General features: G+C 65.6%; 17 protein-coding genes. 10 read left to right on the top strand and 7 right to left on the bottom strand.

The window, feature by feature from the left end; translation table 11 throughout:
• Together EIP75_RS01160 and EIP75_RS01165 are read right to left on the bottom strand one after the other, a co-directional pair.
• The gene (locus tag EIP75_RS01160) at nucleotides 1–786 is read right to left on the bottom strand and encodes a hypothetical protein (RefSeq protein WP_233584618.1); all 786 of its coding nucleotides are present in this window, start codon (nucleotides 784–786) and stop codon (nucleotides 1–3) included.
• Nucleotides 787–810: 24 nt separating this feature from the next.
• Nucleotides 811–2190, bottom strand: coding sequence for a hypothetical protein (locus tag EIP75_RS01165; RefSeq protein ID WP_233584619.1), 1380 nt, complete (start codon nucleotides 2188–2190; stop codon nucleotides 811–813).
• Between the two features lie 117 nt (nucleotides 2191–2307).
• Here EIP75_RS01165 and EIP75_RS01170 point away from each other — a divergent pair, with 117 nt between their 5' ends.
• Both EIP75_RS01170 and EIP75_RS01175 read left to right on the top strand, forming a co-directional pair.
• Complete coding sequence (locus tag EIP75_RS01170) at nucleotides 2308–2493, top strand: oxidoreductase-like domain-containing protein (RefSeq protein ID WP_125241372.1); 186 nt, start codon at nucleotides 2308–2310, stop codon at nucleotides 2491–2493.
• Nucleotides 2494–2523: 30 nt separating this feature from the next.
• Nucleotides 2524–3228, top strand: a complete 705-nt coding sequence (locus EIP75_RS01175) for a phytanoyl-CoA dioxygenase family protein (protein WP_125241373.1) — start codon at nucleotides 2524–2526, stop codon at nucleotides 3226–3228.
• Nucleotides 3229–3476: 248 nt separating this feature from the next.
• Here the strand turns inward: EIP75_RS01175 and EIP75_RS01180 are convergent, their stop codons facing one another.
• A complete protein-coding gene (locus tag EIP75_RS01180) occupies nucleotides 3477–4181 on the bottom strand; it encodes a hypothetical protein (protein WP_199758457.1) in 705 nt (234 codons plus the stop codon).
• A 198-nt stretch (nucleotides 4182–4379) separates the two neighbouring features.
• Between EIP75_RS01180 and EIP75_RS01185 the strand changes: the two genes are divergently transcribed.
• On the top strand, nucleotides 4380–4895 hold the full coding sequence (locus tag EIP75_RS01185; protein WP_158622701.1) for an FxDxF family PEP-CTERM protein: 516 nt from the start codon (nucleotides 4380–4382) through the stop codon (nucleotides 4893–4895).
• Between the two features lie 114 nt (nucleotides 4896–5009).
• Here EIP75_RS01185 and EIP75_RS01190 read toward each other — a convergent pair whose 3' ends face one another.
• Nucleotides 5010–6284, bottom strand: a complete 1275-nt coding sequence (locus tag EIP75_RS01190; RefSeq protein WP_125241375.1) for a pectin acetylesterase-family hydrolase — start codon at nucleotides 6282–6284, stop codon at nucleotides 5010–5012.
• A 301-nt stretch (nucleotides 6285–6585) separates the two neighbouring features.
• On the opposite strand from EIP75_RS01190, the gene EIP75_RS01195 reads away from it, so the two are divergent.
• The 6 genes from EIP75_RS01195 (at nucleotide 6586) to EIP75_RS01220 (ending at nucleotide 15809) form a co-directional block, all read left to right on the top strand.
• Entirely contained in the window at nucleotides 6586–9909 is a 3324-nt protein-coding gene (locus EIP75_RS01195; protein ID WP_125241376.1) for an acetyl-CoA carboxylase family protein, read from the top strand.
• A gap of 273 nt (nucleotides 9910–10182) precedes the next feature.
• Entirely contained in the window at nucleotides 10183–11769 is a 1587-nt protein-coding gene (locus EIP75_RS01200) for a DUF1800 domain-containing protein (RefSeq protein ID WP_158622702.1), read from the top strand.
• A 30-nt stretch (nucleotides 11770–11799) separates the two neighbouring features.
• Entirely contained in the window at nucleotides 11800–13221 is a 1422-nt protein-coding gene (locus EIP75_RS01205) for a DUF1501 domain-containing protein (protein WP_125241378.1), read from the top strand.
• 67 nt (nucleotides 13222–13288) lie between these two features.
• The gene (locus EIP75_RS01210; RefSeq protein ID WP_125241379.1) at nucleotides 13289–13801 is read left to right on the top strand and encodes a DUF4442 domain-containing protein; all 513 of its coding nucleotides are present in this window, start codon (nucleotides 13289–13291) and stop codon (nucleotides 13799–13801) included.
• 176 nt (nucleotides 13802–13977) lie between these two features.
• A complete protein-coding gene (locus EIP75_RS01215) occupies nucleotides 13978–15114 on the top strand; it encodes an SGNH/GDSL hydrolase family protein (protein ID WP_125241380.1) in 1137 nt (378 codons plus the stop codon).
• Between the two features lie 23 nt (nucleotides 15115–15137).
• A complete protein-coding gene (locus tag EIP75_RS01220) occupies nucleotides 15138–15809 on the top strand; it encodes an OmpW/AlkL family protein (protein ID WP_125241381.1) in 672 nt (223 codons plus the stop codon).
• A 164-nt stretch (nucleotides 15810–15973) separates the two neighbouring features.
• Here EIP75_RS01220 and EIP75_RS01225 read toward each other — a convergent pair whose 3' ends face one another.
• The 3 genes from EIP75_RS01225 to bioB form a co-directional block, all read right to left on the bottom strand.
• On the bottom strand, nucleotides 15974–16711 hold the full coding sequence (locus EIP75_RS01225; protein ID WP_125241382.1) for a hypothetical protein: 738 nt from the start codon (nucleotides 16709–16711) through the stop codon (nucleotides 15974–15976).
• 375 nt (nucleotides 16712–17086) lie between these two features.
• On the bottom strand, nucleotides 17087–17482 hold the full coding sequence (locus EIP75_RS01230) for a YkgJ family cysteine cluster protein (protein ID WP_125241383.1): 396 nt from the start codon (nucleotides 17480–17482) through the stop codon (nucleotides 17087–17089).
• A 76-nt stretch (nucleotides 17483–17558) separates the two neighbouring features.
• Nucleotides 17559–18572, bottom strand: a complete 1014-nt coding sequence (bioB, locus tag EIP75_RS01235; protein ID WP_338014889.1) for a biotin synthase BioB — start codon at nucleotides 18570–18572, stop codon at nucleotides 17559–17561.
• A 450-nt stretch (nucleotides 18573–19022) separates the two neighbouring features.
• Here bioB and EIP75_RS01240 point away from each other — a divergent pair, with 450 nt between their 5' ends.
• Nucleotides 19023–21281, top strand: a complete 2259-nt coding sequence (locus EIP75_RS01240) for a TonB-dependent receptor (protein WP_125241385.1) — start codon at nucleotides 19023–19025, stop codon at nucleotides 21279–21281.
• Nucleotides 21282–21316: the final 35 nt, after the last annotated feature.

Consider the following 21316-nt stretch of genomic DNA (forward strand, 5'->3'; position numbering starts at 1 on the left):
TCAGGCCTCGTCGGTGTGCGGGTCGGCGGAAGGCGTGGGCGCTCCGGCAGTGGCGGCGTCATCCACGGGTTCATCGTCCAGTTCGTCTTCGATGATCTCTTCCAGCGGCGGCTGGGTCAGGGCCAGGGGCAGGTTGCCCGTGAGCTGCTTGGCCTGGGCCAGCACATCGCCCAGGGCGCCTTGCAGGATGCGTGGCGCCAGCGCGTCGTAGTCGAGCAGCAGATCAAGCAGGGGCCCTTCGGCGATGTCTTCGCCCTTGCGCACGATGAAGCCGTGGTTCTCCAGCCGCTTGAGGTTGGTGTCCAGGCGTGTCTTCTTGCCCAGCTGCACGCCAAAGTCGGCCAGCAGGGCCTTGTACGACACCATCGGGCTCACGCTGGCGGCGGTGGGCATGGGGCGGTCCTTGCCGAACATGTCGTTCTGATCGTCGCCGTTCTGGTTGGCGGCGCGCGCGGCCTGGCGCTCGCGCTTGGGCAGCACGATCAGCGCCCACAGCACCACCAGCAGCGACACCGCGTCGCGCGGCAGGTCGATGTTGTTGTGGCTGTTCAGGCCCGCCTCGCCGAACACGGTGGCCTCGGCCGGGCGCAGCAGGGCCACGCTCACGTGGTCGGCATACAGGTTGTCGATCAGGCGCAGGCCCACCTGGGCCAGGCGCTCTTGCGTGGCCTGCCACAGGTCGGCATCGATCAAGGCTCGCTTGACCTTCGGGTGCTGGCGGGGAAGCCAGCGGCGGGCCAGCAGTTCTGCGGCCAGCAGTGCGGCGTCGTCCATGGAAGAACTCATGTCTGGATCAGCGTCGTGCGCAGGTCAGCGTGAAGGGGATGCGGCCGTGCCAGGCGTGGCATCGGCTTTCGTGTGGTCTGTCGGGCCTTTGAAGGCTTCATGCGGCAACGGGCTCAGCGTGCCTTCGCTGATCAGGGCCACGGCTTCGTCGTCCACCGCCAGGTGGCGTGCGCTGGCCTGCCATTGCCAGGGCGATCGGGCCAGGTCGCCCGTCAGGCCCTTGAGCGTGCGGGCCTGGCCATCGCCCAGCAGCGGCATCAGCTGCATGCGGTAGGCGGCCTGGGCGAAGCGCCCGCCCAGCACGGCCTCGTGCAGCGGGCGATCGGCCGGGGCCGCGTCGGCGGGGGCTTGCTGGAACCAGCGGTCGAACAGGCCGATCATCTGGCTCAGCTCTTCGGGCAGCGAGAGCACGCCCAGCGTGCCATCGGCGGCCTCGGTGGGCGGTGGCAGGCCGGCGCTGCCATCGGCCACGGGGCGGTCGCGCTCGAACTCGCCTTCGGCCACGTCCACCAGGTCGTGCTGGCTGACCATCACCGGCCGCACGGGCACGGACAGGGCCTCGCCCATCAGCTCGTACAGCGCAGGGTGGTGCTGCAGCCAGCGGCGTACGTCGGAGCTGGTCAGGCCGGTGCTGCCCAGCGTGACGCGCTGGCGGTCGGCCTGCTGCAGGGCCCGTGTGAACTGGCTGGCCATGGACAGCAGGCGGGCCTGGTCCTGGCCCAGGGCGCGGGCCTCGCGTTCCAGCCGCGGGTCTTCGTGCTCGGCGCGGATCAGTGCCGTGAGCGCCTGGCCGGCGCGGTCCACCAGCGTCAAGGCGCGGTCGAAGCGGGGCTGCGCCAGCCGCAGGCGCGATTCGGAGCCGCTGGCGATGGCCTCGGCGAACTCGTCGTGCAGGCGGGCCAGCTGGGCGTGAAGGTGCTTGAGCTGGTTGGTGTCCACCAGGCCCAGCTGCTGCGCGCCGGCCACCTGGGCCAGCAGCGCCACCATCTCGTCGTGTTCGCCCACGGGCGCCGATGTCAGCGAGGCCAGCAGGCCGTGCACCTGCTGCGCCAGGGGCGGCAGGTGGTAATCCTGGGCGGTGGCGTCCCAGGCCAGCAGGTGGATGTCGCGCAGACGCTTGAGCGCGCTGTCCAGGGCGTCGGGCAGCAGGGCGTGGAACAGCTGGTTCAGGTCATCGCGCGAGAAGCGGGCCTGGGGCTGGCCCGCCAGGGCCATGAACACCCACAGGCGCAGCCGCACCAGGGCCTGCGGCCCGTTGAACAGGCCGCGCAGGGCGTCGATCAGGTCCAGGCGCTGGCCCAGCGCCCAGGCCAGGGGCTGCTCCGGGGCCAGGCCGGGCTCGCGGAAGTAGCTCTCGAAACTGGGCGAATCGGACAGGTCAGGAGAAGGATGCGCCTCGATCATGGGGTGGGATTGTGCCGGAAGGTGAACGGCGCCTACCCATGGGGCGGACCCTTGGCGAACGGGACGTGTTCAATTTTGCCTATCGAAGGATCCGAACGGTGGGGGACAATATCCACCATGAGCGCCGTTCCCGATCCAGACCCGATGCCGGAACCACCCGAGCAGCCCGACATCAACGCCTGCTGTGGCAGTGGCTGCGATCCGTGCATCTTCGATGCGCATGATCTGGCGATGGACGATTACCGGCAGGCCTTGCGAGCCTGGCAGGCGCGCCAGGGCGACGCGCCGTCTCAAGGCGGCTGATCCGGTGGTGTGCTCTGGTGTTGCGGCGGCATGCAGTCCACCCACATCGATCATTTCAGGGCGCATGGCTATGTGCGGCTGAGCGGCTTCCACCCCAGGAAGCGCATGGCCCCTGTCCGGCAGCAACTGCTCGATGAGCTGAAGCGGCTGAAGATCTGGGCCGCCGGCAAGAGCCTGTCCAGCGCATGGCGAGGCATGCCCCCGTTCCAGCAGATCGCCAGGCTGGCGACGCTGGTGAAGGCGCCGGGCGTGCACGAAGCCTGGATGACGAGCGAGTTGCTGGCCAATGTGGCGGCGTTGGCCGGGCGCGAGCCAGGCCGCGAGCATCAGGCGACTCAGCTGCTCCTGTCACTGCCTCATCAAGGCAATTGGACCCTGCAGGGCTTGAACTGGCATGTTGACGTGACAGCCGAGCCCCCTGAGCGATTACCGGGCATCCAGGCCTTCGTGCTGATCGACGATGTCGCACCGCATGGCGGTGCCACCCTGGCGCTGGCCGGATCGCATCTCATCCATGGAGGGCCAGGCGCGGCGGGTCGCTTGCTTCGCGAACGGCTGAAGATGTCGAAGGTCCTGCCGGGCGATCTTCAGGCTCTGGGCATCGACATCGTCGAGATGTCCGGCTCGGCTGGCGATGTGTTCCTGATGGACATGCGCCTGCTGCATACACCGTCCATCAACGCCACCAAGCACATCCGCATGATGGCCACCTCCCGCTTCATCCTTGCCCCTTGATAGATCAGGCGCCATGCATGGTGCACTCAACAGCGTTTTGCGAGCAAGCACGCCTGGAAAGCACTTTGCTGGACACCTGCAAGGCCACCAGGCCCTTCAGGGCAAGGACGGCAAGGCAGGCTTCCTGGTGTCGAAGAACTCGTACAAGGGCTCCGAGCTGCGTGCCGAGTTCTGGGCTGATGAAGCGGCCAACAGCGGTGTCTTCCGTGCGAGACGGTCGGTTCGCCTCCGGGCCGTTCGCGCTGCAATCAGCGGGTGGGACGATCCGTTTCCGCCAGATCCAGATCCGGCAGATTTGATCTGGGCATTCGACGCTCCTGCGCGCTGGGCGCGAAGCGCTTGAGCAGCCAGTGGGTCGGCCACAGCACCACCACGGGCAGTGCGACCAGCATGAGCGCAAAGAAGACAGGGGCAGGCAGCCAGGTCTGCGCAGCGCTGTCGTTGAACCCGAAGACGTAATTCACGTTGACGGGAAGGCCGGGGTTCGATGCAGGTGCCGGCGGCATGGGGATGTACAGGTAGGACAGCCACATCGCAGCCCAGGCCAGCGGCCACCAGAGCCACAGGCCACGCCTGTCGTAACCCAGGCGCCAGACCAGCCAGATCAGCACCAGAGGCAGCCAGAAATGGAAGAACGACAGGAACCGAGTGAACAGCGGAAGGCTGTCCTGGAACATGTAGGCCGTCATGCCGGTGAAGGGCAGACCCATCCAGCTTCCCAGGAAGTCCAGCATCCAGACCGCCTGCGGCAGCAGGATGCCGACAGCGCATGCCGATGCAAGCAGCGGTGATTCGATCCACAGCGCCACCAGCGTCAGCAGCAGCGCCATGTCGCAGAAGTACAGGAAATTGGTGGGGCCGTAGGCCTGCCAGTAATAGGGCACCAGCACGGCCACGAAGGCCGTATAGGTCAGCTTGGTCCACAGAGGGAGACGAGGTGTTTGCAATGCCATTTGGTCGCCGGAAAGGGGCTTTAACGGTGTCGTCATGGAAGTTGCGTTTTGTTATACCCCACGGCAGGACGGGGTTTGGGTAACAAGGCATTCGGTGAATCCGGGTTATCCCTGCACAATCTGCGTGCATTTGTCACGACGCACGGCATGCAAGACCGTGCGCGCCAAGTGCGTCAAACCAAAGGAGTCTCTATGAAAATGCAAGTCAAACTGTTGGCCGCCGCTGCCGTCCTGGCCGTCTCGTCCACTTCCTCGTTCGCTGTGGTCGCACCTGACGGCGATCTGGGCGCGCTGACGAAGTACCCGGTGCAATTCGGCGGGTCGCGTTCCGGAGCTGAGCGGGTGCCTCAACCGGGTGATCGGCTTTTCTCGCACGACTACACGTTCACCCTGGGCGGCACGGCCTCTGTGATCGGCAGCGTCTCCAACTTCTTTGGCGAGACCTCGTTTTCGTCGGTCACCGTCACCTCTTCGGGCGGCGCCAGCTGGACCAAGTCGCTGACGGACATCAACGACCTGTCGTTCGATTTCGCCAACCTGGCTGCTGGCAGCTACACGCTGACGGTGGACGGCGTGTTCCCCCTGGGCTTTCATGCCTATTCGGGCTCGGTGTATGCCGCGGCCCCGGTGCCGGAGCCCGCGTCCATGGCGCTGGCGCTGGCCGGCCTGGGCATCGTGGCCGCCGTGGCGCGTCGCCGTCGTCCTCAGGCCTGATCGCTGTCGCGACCCCATTGAAAAGACCCGGGGCCGCCAAGGCGGTGCCGGGTCTGAACAAGCAAGGCCCGTCATGGGCCTTTTTGCTGGGCGCAGCCAGCAAGGCAGCGCTGATCAGGGAATCAGCGGCGCGATCCAGTCGGCGAACATGTCGCTCAGCAGCACGCGCTGTGTCGTCGGGTTCTCTTCATAGGCCCGCATCACCGCGCCCTTGCCGTCGAGCAGATTGTCGAGGAACTCGCCCACCGACTTGAGCTTCTTCTCCACGATGCTGGTGCCACCGAAGGTGACGATGGTCGTGCAGTGCGAGCCATTGATGTCGCGCTTGTTGGGGATGTAATAGCCGATGTTGGCCTGGGGCTTCATCTCGGCCAGCCAGGGCGTGATCTCCTGGCGCCACTTCACGTTGAGCAGCTTCAGGCGCTCTTCGTTGGTGGGCGCGTTGGCGATCTCGGGATAGAACTTCTGGTACGAGAAGGCCGAGAAGTTGGTGTCCTCCTGGAACATCGTGTAGCCGATGCGGTCGTTGGGGAAGATTTTGCCCAGGCCGCTGGTGATGGTGCCCAGGTTGTCGGCCGATCCGGCATTGGGGTACTTGGCGATCAGCTTGGTGACCAGGCCGTTGGCGCCGTCCAGGCCCCACACGTCGCGGATCTTGTTGTGCAGCAGCACCGAGGGCGCCTGTTGCGGCGTGGCCGTGCGCGGCACGTTGAACAGCGGGCCCGAATCGGCCATCAAGGCCATCTTCTTGGGCTGCAGGGTTTCGCGGAAGGCCGGGTACAGCGCGCTTGAGCCCACGCCGCCGGCCGAGAAGCCGGTCAGCAGCAGGTGTTCGGGCTTCTTCAGGCCGTTGTTGGCCAGCCAGGTGGCCACAGCCTGGGCGTTCACCGCGCCCTTGTGCATGTAGGCCATGGCGTTGTTCGGGTCCACATTGCTGTACAGGGCCGTCTTGTTGCCGGTGTGCACGTCGCCGGTGCAGTAGGTCAGGTAGACGATGTTCCAGCTTTGCGTCTGAACCGATTGCAGTGGGTGCAGGCGTGCGGTGAAGGGCGTGACCAGACCCCAGTGCGCCTGGCGGTTCCAGTCGGTCATGTAGTTGGCGGGGATGCCATCCGGGTTGACGGCGTCAAGCAGGGTTCCGCCCTTGCAGGAGGCCTGGTCCCAGCAGGCCCCGCCGCCCTCGAACATCACCACGGTCTTGCTGGTGAAGGGCGTGCGGTTGACGAAGAAGCGGTAAGGCGTGCCGTTGCCGCAGGTGGCGCCGGTGGAGGCGGGCAACTCCACCATCTCCCATTTGAGGTAGCCGGCGTGGGCCGCAGCGGCCAGGCTGGTGATGGCGGTGGCGGCCACGGCCTTGATCACGGTGTTGAGCAGGGTTCTGATGGTCATGGTGTTCTCTCCTCGGTCAGCTTGGAACGCCTGGACTGGCGCTGCGTGGACTCGATGTCACCGAGTGTGAAGAGAGGGCCTTGGGCCCCAGGGGCGGGCTTACCCCGGCGTGGCGGGTGCCCCCCTCGTTCTAGGGGGCGGCGAGTGTCAACTGCATGACGCTGGCGGACACCCGCTCGATGCCGTGGATTCGGGTCAACCCCAGGTCGCCGTGCCAGGCATGCGGGGGCAGCCGCTACGATGGCAGCCGGCGAGCGACGCCTGTGTCCCGCCGGATTGACTGCCGACACTGCCCACCGCCATGCCTTTTCTGCCTCACCCCACACCCTGCCTGCTGATCGCCAACCGGGGCGAGATCGCCATCCGCATTGCCCGCGCGGCGGCCGACCTGGGCTGGCGTTCGGTGGGCATCGTGTCGCAGGACGACCAGGCCGCGCTGCATGCCCGCCACGTGGATGCGGTGCACTTGCTGCCCGGCCGTGGCGTGCCGGCCTATCTGGACATCGACAACGTTGTGGCCGCCGCCTTGGCCGAGGGCTGCACCCACGTACACCCGGGCTACGGCTTCCTGAGCGAAAGCGCAGCCTTCGCGCGTGCTTGTGCCGCAGCCGGACTGGTGTTCGTTGGCCCCACGCCCGAGGCGCTGGACCTGTTGGGCGACAAGGCCCGCGCCCGCGCGCTGGCCAAGGCCTGCGACGTGCCGGTGACGGCGGGCCTGGACCACGCCGTCAGCCTGGCCGAGGCGCAATCCTTCCTGGCCGGCCTGGGTGAGGGCGGCGCGATGATGATCAAGGCGCTGGCTGGCGGCGGCGGGCGAGGCATGCGCGTGGTCGAACGGCCAGAGGATGTCGCGCCGTTCTACGAGCGCTGCCAGTCCGAGGCGCAGGCTGCCTTCGGGCGCGGTGATGTCTATGTGGAGCAGCTGGTGCAGCGTGCACGCCATGTGGAGGTGCAGGCACTGGGCGATGGGCAGGGCGGTGTGAGCCATGCCTGGGAGCGCGATTGCACTGTGCAGCGCAACCACCAGAAGCTGGTGGAGATCGCGCCCGCACCTGATCTGGATGCGGCCTTGCGTGACCGCTTGCTGGAAGCCGCGCTGCACCTGGCACGCGAGGTGGGCCTGCGCGGCCTGTGCACCTTCGAGTTCCTGGTCGATGTGGCGCACCCGGGCCGCTTCTATTTCATGGAGGCCAACCCGCGCCTTCAGGTGGAGCACACGGTGACCGAGCAGATCACCGGGCTGGACCTGGTGCGGGCGCAACTGGAGCTGTCGCAAGGCGCCACCCTGGCCGCGCTGGGCCTGGGCCAGGCCGACATCCCCGCGCCCCAAGGCCAGGCTGTGCAACTGCGCGTGAATGTGGAGCGCATGGACGCCGAAGGCCGCGCGCTGCCCGCCGGCGGCACGGTGCGCGCCTACGAGCCCCCCAGCGGGCCTGGCCTGCGGGTGGATGGCCATGGCCATGCCGGCTTCAAGCCCCATCCAGGCTTCGACACACTGCTGGCCAAGGTGATCGTGCATGAGCGCCGCGGCGCTTTCGACGCGCTGCTGCTGCGGGCGCGCCGCGCGCTGTCCGAGTTCCGCCTGGAAGGGGTGGACAGCAACCTGGCGTTCCTGCAGGCCGTGCTGGGCCATCCCGACCTGGCGGGTTACCGCGTGAGCACCCGCTGGCTGCAGGGCCGCATGGCCGAGCTGGCCGCCGCCAGCGCGCACCTGCCGCCGCCGCGGTTCGCCGCTGGCGGGGTTGATGAGGTGCAGGCCGGCCCTGAAGGTGGGGATGCGCTGGACGCTTCCCTGGCCCATGGCTTGCCTGTGTGCGCCAGTGTGCCCGGCTCGCTGGTGAGCTGGCTGGTCAAGCCCGATGACACCGTGGCCGCAGGCCAGCGCCTGGCCGTCATCGAAGCCATGAAGATGGAGTTCGAGGTCACCGCGCCGCAGCCCGGCCGCGTGCTGGCGCTGCTGGCCGAAACCGGCACCGTCGTGGCCGAAGGCCAGCCCTTGCTGGCGCTGGAGGCCTTCGAAGGCGATGCGGGTCCGGGGACTGTGCATGACGACACGCCAGGCCCCGACCATATCCGCCCCGACCTGGCCGAGGTGGTCGAGCGCCATGCGCTGCTGACCGACGCTCGCCGCCCCGAGGCCGTGGCCCGGCGCCACGCCAAGGGCCACCGCACGGCGCGCGAGAACATCGGTGATGTCCTGGACGAAGGCAGCTTCCTGGAGTACGGCGGCCTGGCACTGGCCTCGCAGCGCCGCCGCCTCACCGAGGCCCAACTGATCGACAAGAGCCCGGCCGATGGTCTGGTGGCGGGCCTGGGCACCGTCAATGCCGCGCAGTTCGGCGAGCAGGCCGCGCGCTGCATGGTGCTGGCCTACGACTACACCGTGTTCGCCGGCACGCAGGGCATCGTCAACCACAAGAAGACCGACCGCCTGCTGCACCTGGCCCTGCAGCGCGCGCTGCCGCTGATCCTGTGGGCCGAAGGCGGCGGTGGCCGCCCGAACGACGAGTACCCTGGCGTGAGCCTGCTGGACAACATGACCTTCCTGGGACTGGCGCGCCTGAGCGGACTGGCGCCCACCGTGGCCATCGTCAACGGGCGGTGCTTTGCAGGCAATGCCTCGCTGGCCGGCTGCTGCGACGTGATCATCGCCACGCAGGACACCAGCATCGGCATGGCCGGCCCTGCGATGATCGAAGGCGGAGGGCTGGGCCGCTTCGCCCCCGAAGAGGTGGGGCCTGTCAGCGTGCAGGCGCCCAATGGCGTGATCGACATCGTGGTCGAGAACGAGCAGGAGGCCGCGCGGGTGGCCAAGCAGTACATCGGCTACTTCCAGGGACGCCTGCCGCAATGGTCCTGCGCCGATCAGCGCCTGCTGCGCCACGCCGTGCCCGAAAAGCGCACGCGTGTCTATGACGTGCGCGCCCTGATCAGCACCCTGTGCGACGACGACTCGGTGCTGGAGCTGCGCCCCCGGTTCGCGCCCGGCATGGTCACGGCGCTGGTGCGCATCGAGGGCCGGCCCATGGGCCTGATCGCCAATGACCCGCGCCACCTGGGCGGCGCCATCGATGCGGACGGCGCCGACAAGGCCGCGCGCTTCATGCAGCTGTGCGATGCCTTCGACGTGCCGCTGGTCTCGCTGTGCGACACGCCCGGCTTCATGGTGGGGCCTGACGCCGAGAAGACCGCCACCGTGCGGCACTTCTCGCGCATGTTCCTGGTAGCCAGCAGCGTGACGGTGCCCTTCTTCACCGTGGTGCTGCGCAAGGGCTACGGCCTGGGCGCGCAGGCCATGACGGCCGGCAGCCTGCTGGCGCCGGACTTCACCGTGGCCTGGCCCACGGGCGAATTCGGGCCCATGGGCCTGGAAGGCGCGGTGCGCCTGGGTTTTGGCAAACAGCTCGAGGCCATCGAGGATCCGGTGCAGCGCCAACAGATGTTCGACCAGTTCGTGGCCGCGGCCTACCAGCGCGGCAAGGCCCTGAACATGGCCGCCCATCTGGAGCTCGATGACGTGATCGACCCGGCCGACACCCGCCGCTGGCTGGCGAAGGGGCTGGCGGCCATGCCGATGCCCGTACCCAGGCAGGGCCGCAAGCGGCCCTTCGTTGATGCTTGGTAGATTTGCCGACCCTCATTCGGGGGGGACGTAGCGTTAGCCATCGGTACCGTCAACAATTGCTCATTTAGAGTCGCGCAGCATCTAACAGAGGTCGCGACGATGGTTGATGACAGGGGAGACACAGTTGGTCTGGAGCCATCCGCGCACGGCGCGGCGTGGCCACTGGCTGCATTGGCTGGTGCGGCACTGACCGCTTGTGGCGGGGCAGGCGATGACGATCCTGCCGATCCGAGCGCACCGCCGACGGTGGCCAACAGCATTGAGTCGGAGCCCGTGCCCTGGCCCGATGAGAACCAGGCCGCCCGGTTCCTGAACCAGGCGGCACTGGGCGCCACGGTGGACGGCATCACGCGCGTCACCACCTTGGGCTATGAAGGATGGTTGGCCGAGCAGATGGCCGCGCCGCCTGTGCACAACCTGTACAGCATCGCAGAGAACGTGGGCTGGACCGATCCCGCCTGGATGTCGACCGATGTGGGTCTGGACAATTTGCTCTGGTTCAACCTGTTCCAGGCGGATGATGTCCTGCGGCAACGGGTTGTGCTGGCCCTGTCCGAGATCTTCGTCGTGTCGGTCCGCAACATGCCGATCCCCTACGGGCATATCGCGGTGCTGGCGTTCTGGGATCTGCTGGCACAGCATTGCTTTGGCAATTTCCTGGATCTGCTGGAGGCCATCACGCTGTCCCCGGCGATGGGCACATACCTGAGCCTGCACGGCAGTGCCAAGGCGGACAGCACCGGCCGCCATCCTGATGAGAACTTCGCACGTGAAGTGCTGCAACTGTTCACCATCGGCTTGGTGAAACTGGACATCTACGGTGAGCCCGTCAAGGATGCACAAGGCAACCCCGTCGAGACTTACAACAATGCGACCGTCACGCAGTTGGCGCGTGCCTTCACCGGCTGGGATTTCGACGCCACCAGTGTGAGCTTCCTGCCGTCAACCACGGCCGACTATGTGAACCGCCCGATGACGTTTTTCGGTGATCGCTACGACACCGATCCGAAATGGGTGCTTGATTCCGGCAACACGATCACGGCAGCCCCGGGCCGGCCAGCGTTGCGCCAGGCGCTGCAGTTCATTTTCAATCATTCCAACGTGGGGCCCTTCGTGGCCAAGCAGTTGATCCAGAGGCTGGTCACCAGCAACCCGGAACGCAACCATGTGGCGCGTGTGGCGCAAGCCTTCAATGACAACGGTCAGGGCGTTCGTGGCGACATGAAGGCCGTGCTGCGTGCGGTGCTGCTCGATCCGTTGGCGAGGCATGTCGGCCTGCCGGACGAGCAGCAGGCCCGCCGCGGCAAGCTGCGCGAACCTGTGCTGCGCCTGGTCCATTGGGGTCGCCTCACCAACGTGGTGTCCAACGATGGCACCTGGAACGCGGGCAATCTGTCCACGTCCGACAAGCTGGCCCAGGGGCCGATGCGTGCGCCCTCGGTCTTCAACTTCTTCCGGCCTGGCTATGCCGTGTCGGAAGGTTCCGGCACGATGCTGGCCCCCGAGATGCAGATCACGGACCAGTCTTCGGTGGTCGGCTATGTCAACTACATGCTTGATGTGGTGCAGGTTGGCCTGGGCTACAGCGATGCCGAGCGCATCGCGCCCCAATACGATCTTGACGGACAGGATTGGGACGCACTGGCGGCCTCCCCGGAGCAACTGGTGGATCGGCTCAATCTCTTGCTGACCGGCAGAACCTTGTCGCAGAACACGCTGAGCGTGGTGTTGCAGGCGGTGCGTGCCGCCCAGGCCACGCCCAATGTGTTCGGCGTGGGCGATGTCTCGCAGGCGCGCAACCGTGTGGTGGTGGCCTTCTTCCTGATCATGACCAGCGCCGACTACCTGGTGCAGCGCTGATCTTCCCTGAGCAATGATGAGGCCTTAGGCATGAACAACGACACCCTGAACCGGCGTGCTTTCCTGCGACGCAGTGGTGCCATGACCGTGGCCGGAACCATCGCGCCGTGGGCCATGAACCTGGCAGCCATGGCCGAGGCCGCTGCGGCTGCAAGTCCTGCGGATGATTACAAGGCCGTCGTCTGCGTTTTCCTGCAGGGGGGCAACGACCATGGCAACACGCTGGTGCCCTACGACCAGGCCAGCTATGACACCTATCTGGCGGCCCGCTCCAGCGTGGCCATTGCGCGCGGTGCGCTGACAGCGCAGGTGCTGAGCCCGAGCAACCCGTTGCCCCCGGGCCGGCAGATGGCGCTGGCCCCGGCCCTGGAAGACATCAAACCTCTGTTCGACGATGGTCGGATGGCGGTGCTGCTCAACATCGGGCCTCTGCAGGGCCCCACCACGCAAAGCGACTACTACAACAGCCGTTCATTGCCACCCAAGCTGTTCTCTCACAACGATCAGCAGGCCGTGTGGCAGTCATCGCGTCCGGAAGGGGCGCTCGCAGGTTGGGGTGGCATCATCGGCGAGCAAGGCTTGCCTGCGGCCGCGGCCCGCCAGCCCAAGGACAATCTGGCCTGCGTGAACCTGAGTGGCAATGCCGTGTTCGTGGCCGGCGAGAACACCAGCCAGTACATGGTCGATCCCCTGGGCGTGCCTTCCCTGCGGCTCATGCAGCAGAGCTTTTTTGGCATTCCTTCGCTGGCCAATGCCTTCAAGGCCCTGTCGGTGGACGTGGGTGCCGATGCCCACTGGCTGGCCCGTCACCATGCCGGTGTGTTGCGCAGCGCGCTCAACACCAATGGCCTGCTGCGCACCGAGGTCGATGCCGCAGGCTCGCAGATCCAACCCCTGGCGGCCACGAGTGAGGCCCAGCGTCTGGCCTTGCAGCTCAACATGGTGGCGCGCATGATCGAGGCCCGCCAGCGCCTGGGATTGAAGCGACAGGTGTTCTTCGTGTCCCTCGGAGGTTTTGATCATCACGACGGCCTCACGGCATCGCACCCGGTTCTGTTGCGGCGCGTCGGCGCAGCGTTGGCCACTTTCCAGGCCAATCTGCGGACCCTGGGTGTCGAAAACCAGGTGACGACCTTCACCGCGAGTGATTTCGGCCGAACGATGAACACCAATGGTGATGGCTCTGACCATGGCTGGGGCAGCCACCATTTCGTGCTGGGCGGCGCTGTGCGCGGTGGGCGCTTCTACGGCGAGTTGCCCGATGTTGTCGGTGGCAGCACCGACATTGGTCAAGGCCGGCTGCTGCCCACGATGGCGGTTGATCACCTGTCGGCCGCGCTGGCCCGCTGGATGGGTGTGACGGACACGGCCGCGCTCGCGCGCATTGCGCCTTATTTGTCGCGCTGGAACGGCACCAACCCGTTGTCGTCACTGCTGAGCACCACCGTCTGACGACGGGGCGGTGGCTGGCAGCAGCTACCATCCGGGGCTCTTGTGTCCCAGCCGCCTCGAAGCCACCATGCCTGCACTCGCCACCGCCCAACGTTCCAACCAGCTCAGCCGCACCCTGGCGCGGTTTCAAGGCCTGCCCGCTGCGCTGCGGGTTCCCCTGATGAGCTTCCTGCTGGGCAAGGTCGTGCCCTTCGTCGGCACGGCCAGCCTGCGCTTCGACGAAGTCAGCAGCCAGCGTGTGGTGGTACGCATACGCAACCGCCGCAAGGTGCAGAACCACATCAAGGGCGTGCACGCGGCCGCCATGGCGCTGCTGGCCGAAACGGCCACCGGCTTTTGCGTGGGCATGAACCTGCCGGACGACAAGCTGCCGCTGATCAAGTCGCTCAAGGTGGATTACCTCAAGCGGGCGCAGGGCGACCTGACCGCCGTGGCCGAACTCAGGCCCGAGCAGATCCACCTGATCACCACCCAGGACAAGGGTGAGGTCACCGTGCCGGTGACCATCACCGATGAGAGTGGCGCGGCACCCATCCAGTGCGAGATGGTGTGGGCCTGGGTGCCCAAGGCGCGACGTTGACAGCGGCGTCACTGAATACGGTGTGAACCTCGTCACACCGACCGACGGATTTGCGACTTTTTCACCAAATAGAACTTCGGGTTTCTACGAATCTGCACATCAATTAATACGACTGTTGTGCTGCAATCGTGGCTCTTTCGAGGGCGCTCCCCAGCCCTCCCTACGGAGTTCATGAAGTGAAAAAATACGTGTTGGCTGCCGTGTCGGCAGCTGTCTTGCTGACCGCCTGCGGTGGCGGTGGCAACAGTGGCGAAACCAAGGCCACGATCACCTCGGTGAAGGTGGTGGGTGCGAGCTTGGCGGATTCGGGCTCGCTCGGCTACAAGTCGACGATCCAATCTAGCAGCACAAGCTACAGGGTCTACTCAGAGCGCATCGCCGCCTCCTACGGCATCAGCAACTTCTGCTCTGCGTACAGCAGTCCAGACAATGGATCGACCTTTACCGCGAACGTAGGCTGCACGAACTACGCAGTGGCAGGTGCGGCCATCAACTATTACGCGAACCCATCCTCAAAGCTGTCGCAATTGCAGCAGTTGGTTGATGCGGGCAATGCAGGCTACAGCTCTGGTGATCTTTTGATCGTGGGCGAAGGCAGTGCCAATGACGTGGCCACGTTGGTTGGAGCGTACGTCCCTGCTTACCTGGGTGTGTCGTACACACAGTTCACGGCGCTGCGCGGGTCGATGGGCTTGGGCGCAAGTGCGGGGACGCGAGACGCTCTGCAAGCCGAGGGCGTTGCGTATGTCGAGAAGCTTGCAGACCAATTGGCCGCATCGATCAAGACGAATGCGCTCGACAAGGGTGCTCTGCGGGTGGCCGTCTTGAACACGCTGGATGTCACCAAGACACCTCAGTTGGCTGCAGCGCTTGCAAACTACGGGTCGACCAATGCTCTGGCCATGCAGGCTGTCATCCAGTCCTGGATCGTGGCCTACAACGCGCGGCTGGCTGCCAACCTTGCTCCATACGCGGGCAAGGTGGCTATCGTTGATTTCTACACGAACTTCAACGCCGAAATGGCCGATCCAGCCCAGTACGGGCTCAATGATGTGACGGGTACGGTGTGCGACCAGATCGTCAATGCCGGTGGTACCCATTCGCCTGGGGCGGTGACGCTCAGCTCATCGACCGTGAGGGCTGCGTGCACTGATTCGGCGGCCTCGGCGATCACGCCCTCGCAGGGCGCAGACGGCACCAGCACGTGGTGGCAGCACTACCTCTTTGCGGATCGCTTCCACCCCACGCCCTATGGCCACCAACTGCTGGCCCAACTCGTGGCCAAGCGCCTGACCGAAGCCGGCTGGCTGTGAGCTGACGGGAGCACCAAGACATCATGACCAAGAAGTTCGCACTCTCCTCGGCCCTCGTGGCCGCCACGCTGGCCTTCAGCGGCCTGGCCCAGGCCCAGCAGGCCGGCACTTGGCTGTTCCGCGTGGGTGCCATGTCCATCATTCCCCAGGTGAGCAGCGGTGACCTGAGCGCACCCTCGGTGCCGGGTGTGAAGATCGACGTGGATTCGTCCACCACGCTGGCCGGCGGCATCAGCTACATGCTGACCGACAACTGGTCGCTGGACGTGCCCCTGGCGATCCCGCCCAAGCACAAGATCAAGGGCGACGGCGCCATCTCGGGCTCTGGCGAGATCGGCACCACCCGCGTGGTGCCTGCCACGATGTTCCTGCAGTACCGCTTCCTGGAGGCGCAGTCCACGTGGCGTCCCTATCTGGGCGCAGGCCTGACCTACGCTCGGTTCTATGGCGAGAAGGGCAACGGCACCCTGACGGCCATCACCGATCCGGGCGGCTCGACCACGCTGAGCATCAAGAGCGAATTCGCGCCGACCGTGCAGGCCGGCATGACCTACTCGCTCACGCCTCAGGTCTACCTGGACGGCTGGGTGGGCAAGACCTTCCTGAAGGTGCGCAGCACGCTGAGCACGGGCCAGCACATCGACACCAAGCTCGATCCGGTGATCGTGGGCCTGTCCGTGGGGTATCGCTACTGATCTGTCCGGATGATGGCGCTCTGTCGCGCCGGCTCCGACCAGGCCGCCTTCGGGCGGCCTTTTTCATGCCGGTGATTGAACGTGACACGCGTCAGGCCTTGTCATCCATCCTGACGATGATGGCCGCCTTCAATCGAACGCTGCCATCACGGCGTGCTGGTGCATCACCTGTCTGGAACCAGAATCATTTCGGTGATGGGCCGGACTTCGCCAGGGTTGATCCCGTCGATGGCGGGCAGAAGGTGGGCATGCCTGGCTGGGTCGACAGGTTCGATGCGCGAGCGAGCATCCACGCCACCCAGGGCGGTATGGACATGGGTCAGGCCTGCGCCCAGCGCGAGGGAGGCCTTGCGCATGGAGGTGTCATTGGCGTCAAGCGACATCAGGGTGTAGGGCTTCAGGCCCACGCCGATTCGGAACAGCAGGTCGTAGCCCAGCCTCACACCCAGGTCCTCAGCCTGCTGGTAGATGTCCGAGGCCTTGCCCACGGCGGTAGAGCGGCCCATCGAGATGAGCTTGCCCTCGTAGACGTAGCTGATGCCGAACTGGCTCGTGCTGGTCGGCAGGAAGCTAGAGCCGATGTTGAACCAGCGAATCTCGATGGGCAGCTCGCCCCGGTACTCGATCTTGCCGGGGCCGTCGGTGTAGCTCCCAAGGCCCTTGAGGAAGCTCTTCATGATCTTGGAGAAGTCGCTGCCCTTGCACTGCGGGCAGCCCGTGACGCGGACCCTGGGCATGTAGCCAAGGAAGTCGGTCGTTGCTGTCTTGCTCATCTGGTCGCGCAAGAGCTGCGGCGAGGCTTCGGGCATGTTCGGGCCCGGGCGGTAGATGGAAAGGTCGTTCGGGATGGAGGCCTTTGTTTTCGCGAAAAAGGCCAGGCTGGTTTCATCCGTGCGAAGCATGGCGCCGGTCGGGATGTCCAGAGGGGGCGATGCCTGGACTGGCGCTGCCTCACTTCCTGGTGATGATGCAGCGCTCGCTGCTGCGATCGGTGTCGTCCAGGCGGGGGGCGCGGAATTGGGGGCCACATCTGCGGCGAGACTGTGGCCGGCCAGTGCCATCAAGAGGCTGGTCACGGTGGCTGGATTCTTCATGAACATCGTTGATGCAGGGCTCACGCTGTTGTGATGTGAGTGACAGGTGCGACGTCAAGGTTCGCATAAAGCCGAAGCGCCATCCGGCCAGCCCCCGGGAAAAGGCAACTACTCCTCACAATTGGCCGGGCTTGTACCCCGCCAACATCAGATTCGTGTGGGGGGTGTCCGGTCTTGCCCTGGTCAGCTCCGCTGCCCGTAGGGGCAGTGGTTCGGGCGGGGGCCCACCTGCGGGTGCTTGCGGCAGGTGCCCGGACGCTTGTCGTACACGGTGCAGCGCCGCGTCTGGGCATCGAGGAAGCGGCAATCGCCATCGGCCCTGCGGCCCAGCGTGTAGATCTCGTGCTTGAAATTGAAGTGCTCGATCAGGCCGGCCTTGCTCAGGCGCTTGGCGATCTGTTTGGGCGCCTCGTGCTCAGCCTCGAAGGGGTCGACCAGCTCCAGGCGCACCAGGTCGGGCAGCTTCACCTCCACCGGCATGGTGCAGCAGTTGGCCATGCAGCGGTCGCACAGGCCGGTGCGGTAACGCGTCCAGGTCTCGGTGCGGTCAACGTCGACGATGTGGATGGAAGATCTCATGCTCAGGGGCCATCAAGCACAACGCCCGGCAGGGCGCCAGGCGTTGACTTGATCCAGCAGGAATCAGAGAAGGGGCTCAGCCCGCCTGCACACGCGCGGTCACGGCCTTGCCGCTGCGCAGGCCCAGCTTGTTCATCAGCTGACGGTCGCGCTCGACCTCGGGGTTGCCGGTGGTCAGCAGCTTGTCGCCGTAGAAGATGGAGTTGGCGCCAGCCAGGAAGCACAGTGCCTGCACGGATTCGGGCATCTGCTGGCGGCCGGCCGACAGGCGCACGCGCGCCGTGGGCATGGTGATGCGGGCCACGGCGATGGTGCGCACGAACTCCAGCGGATCGAGCGGTGGCGTGTCGGCCAGCGGCGTGCCGGGCACGCGCACCAGGTCGTTGATGGGCACGGACTCAGGGAAGGTGGGCAGGTTGGCCAGCTGGGCGATCAGGCCGGCGCGGCCTTCACGCGTTTCGCCCATGCCGACGATGCCGCCGCTGCACACCTTGATGCTGGCGCTGCGCACATGGGCCAGCGTGTCCAGGCGGTCCTGCATGTCGCGCGTGGTGATGATGTCGCCGTAGAGCTCGGGCGCGGTGTCCAGGTTGTGGTTGTAGTAATCCAGGCCGGCGTCCTTCAGGGACTGGGCCTGCGTGTCGGTCAGCATGCCCAGGGTGCAGCAGGCCTCCAGGCCTTCATCCTTGATCACGCCGATCAACTCGGCCACCTTCTCGATGTCGCGGTCCTTCGGGGCGCGCCAGGCAGCGCCCATGCAGAAGCGGCTGGCACCGGCTTCCTTGGCGGCCACCACGGCTTCGCGCACTTGCTCGGGCGACATCAGCTTGCTGGCCGTGACACCGGTGTCGTAACGTGCGGCCTGCGGGCAGTAGCCGCAGTCTTCCTCGCAACCACCGGTCTTGACGGAGAGCAGCGTGGCGTGTTCGACCTCGTTGGCATCCCAGTGCTGGCGGTGCACCTGCTGCGCCTGCCACAACAGATCGTTGAAGGGCAGGTTGAACAGCTCGAGCACCTTGTCGCGAGGCCAGCGGCCATTGTCGAAGTTCGGGTCGGTGCAGTCGCCACCGCAACCATGGGCGTTGAGCACGGCCTTGGGCTGCCATGTCACGGGCTGCGGTGTCGAAGGCAGTGTGGAGGGCGATGCGGCTTGCGCAGAAGACAAAGTGCTGACGGACATGGGGTGGAGCTGCCTCGGGGCAGATCTGAAAGCAATCAAAACAGGGGCAGTGTAGGACAGGCCTGGGGGATGCGCCAAGCGATCCGGGAATGCCGACTACCGTGCAGGCGGACCCGCTTGCGGCGCCTGACGCGTGGTTTGGTCAACGGAAGCCGCATTGCACACATTGCTTTACATGGCCTACAATGATACTAATTCTCATTCAATAGTGTTGAGGCATGGGCCTGGCTGCCATGGTGCAGGCTCTTCTCGCTGATTTCCGCGTCTGCCTCGGCGCACATCATGCGTGCCGTATGCACTGTGGTGGGTGGTGGAGGCGGGCCATTGGTATTCGTCAATCGCTCCACGCCCCTTTTCTCCATGACACGTTTCCAAACAAGCAGTGTGGCCGCCGCCGTGGCCCTGCTGACCGCCCTGGCCGCACCAAGCGCCTCGGCACAAGCCGCGGCAGCGCCCGCCGACGCGCAGCCTGCCCAAAGTACCGAGGCCCTGCCCACCGTGACCGTGCGCGCCAGCGCCGATGCCTCAGCGCAAGGACTGTCGCCCGCCTACGCCGGTGGCCAGGTGGCCCGCGGCGGCCGCGCCGGAATTTTGGGCACGCGTGACAACATGGACACGCCGTTCAGCATCACGGCCTACACCAACGAGCTGATCCAGGACAGGCAGGCAAGAAGCGTGGGCGACGTGCTGCAGAACGACCCGACCGTGCGCGTGGCGCGCGGCTTCGGCAACTTCCAGGAGTCGTACTTCATCCGCGGCTTCGTGCTCTTCTCGGATGACGTGGCCTACAACGGCCTGTACAACCTGCTGCCGCGGCAGTACATCGCCACGGAGCTGTTCGAGCGTGTGGAGGTGCTGCGCGGGGCTTCGGCTTCCCTCAACGGCGCCAACCCGAATGGCAGTGGCATTGGCGGGGCGATCAACCTGTTGCCCAAGCGGGCACCCAATGAGCCTCTGAACCGGTTGAACGTTTCTCTCGAGGGCAATGGATCCCTGGGGACGGTGTCCGCCGACATAGCTCGGCGTTTCGGCCCGGACCAGAGCACTGGCTTGCGCGTGAATGCCGCGCTGCGTGACGGCAGCACCCATGTAGAGCGCGAGTACGTAAGCCTTGGCTTGGTCTCGGTTGGCATGGATTGGCGCAGCCGCGATGTCCGCTTGTCGGGCGACATCGGCTACCAAGATCACAAGTTGCGCCGTACTCGTACCAACGTTACCCTGGGAACCAATGCCGCGCCTCTGACCACTCTGCCATCCGTCCCGGACAACGAGGGCAACTGGGCGCAGGATTGGTCGTATTCCAATGAGCGCGACGTCTTCGGAACGCTGCGCGGTGAGTACGACATCAGCGACACCGTGACAGCATGGGCTGCCTATGGTGCGCGTCGTGGCCAGGAGGCCAACTCGCTGGCCAATGTCACGGTCAGCAACGGTGCCACGGGGGCTGCCAGCACCAGCCGCTTCGACAATGCTCGCGAAGACCGTGTGGACACCGGCGAGGTGGGCCTGCGAGCCAAGCTGCGCACCGGCGGCGTGGGCCATGAGCTGGTGGCGTCGTACGCGATGTTCCAACTGAAGAAATACAACGCCTATGCGTTGGGCAGTTCGATTGCCACCAACATTTACCGGCCGGTACGGGCAGCCCAGCCCGCTTTCACCTTTCTTGGCAATGATCTTTCCGATCCGGCCTACAACGGCAAGGTGGATTTCGAAAGCTACGCGCTGGTCGACACACTGGCCTTGTTTGATGACCGCCTCCTTGTCACGATCGGTGCCCGTCATCAGCAACTGAAGACAGAGGGCCGGAGCTACACCACGCGCAGTCTGACGACAGGTGTGATCGTTCCCGGCCGCGTGAACTCTTCTTACGACGAAAGCCGTACGAGTCCCCTGCTGGGGGTGGTCTTCAAGGTGGCCCCCAAGTTCTCTGTGTATGGCAATTACGTTGAAAGCCTGGCCCAAGGTCAGACGGCGGCGGCTGCCACCGGCGGTCCAACGCCGCTCAACAATGGCGAGATCATGGCGCCCTATGTGTCACGCCAGAAGGAAGTGGGTGTGAAGTACGACGGTGGCCGCCTGTCAGCGAGTGCTGCCTTGTTCTCAACATCCAAGCCACGTGCCTTTATCAACAGTGCGCTCGTATTCGCAACGCAGGGAGAGGACAAGCATCAAGGGCTGGAGTTGACCGTTCAAGGTGTGGCCATGCGCGGCTTGCGCCTGCTAGGTGGTGCCACTTGGCTGGATGCGAAGCAGGAGAAGACGGGTGTCGCCAGCACTGAGGGCAAACAGGTGATCGGTGTGCCTCGTTTCCAATCTACGATCGGCGCTGAGTGGGATGTGCCGGGGGCACGTGGGGTGGCCTTGGATGGTCGGCTGATCCATACAGGCGGACGGTATGTCTATGCCAACAACACGCTGAAGGCGCCGAGCTGGACCCGGGTGGACATTGGAGCTCGCTACATCACCGACATCCAGGGCCGTGCGGTCACACTGCGCGCCCGCATCGAGAACCTGGCAGACCGTGACTACTGGGCTTCGGTGGGCGGCTCACCGGATTCGGGCTACCTGGCCGCGGGTGCGCCCCGCACGCTGGGCGTGAGCGCCAGCGTCGATTTCTAAGCAAGCTGACGTCGCGCCGCCCTGGCGCGGCACAC

The sequence above is a fragment of the Aquabacterium soli genome (genome assembly GCF_003933735.1).
Classification (GTDB): domain Bacteria; phylum Pseudomonadota; class Gammaproteobacteria; order Burkholderiales; family Burkholderiaceae_C; genus Aquabacterium; species Aquabacterium soli.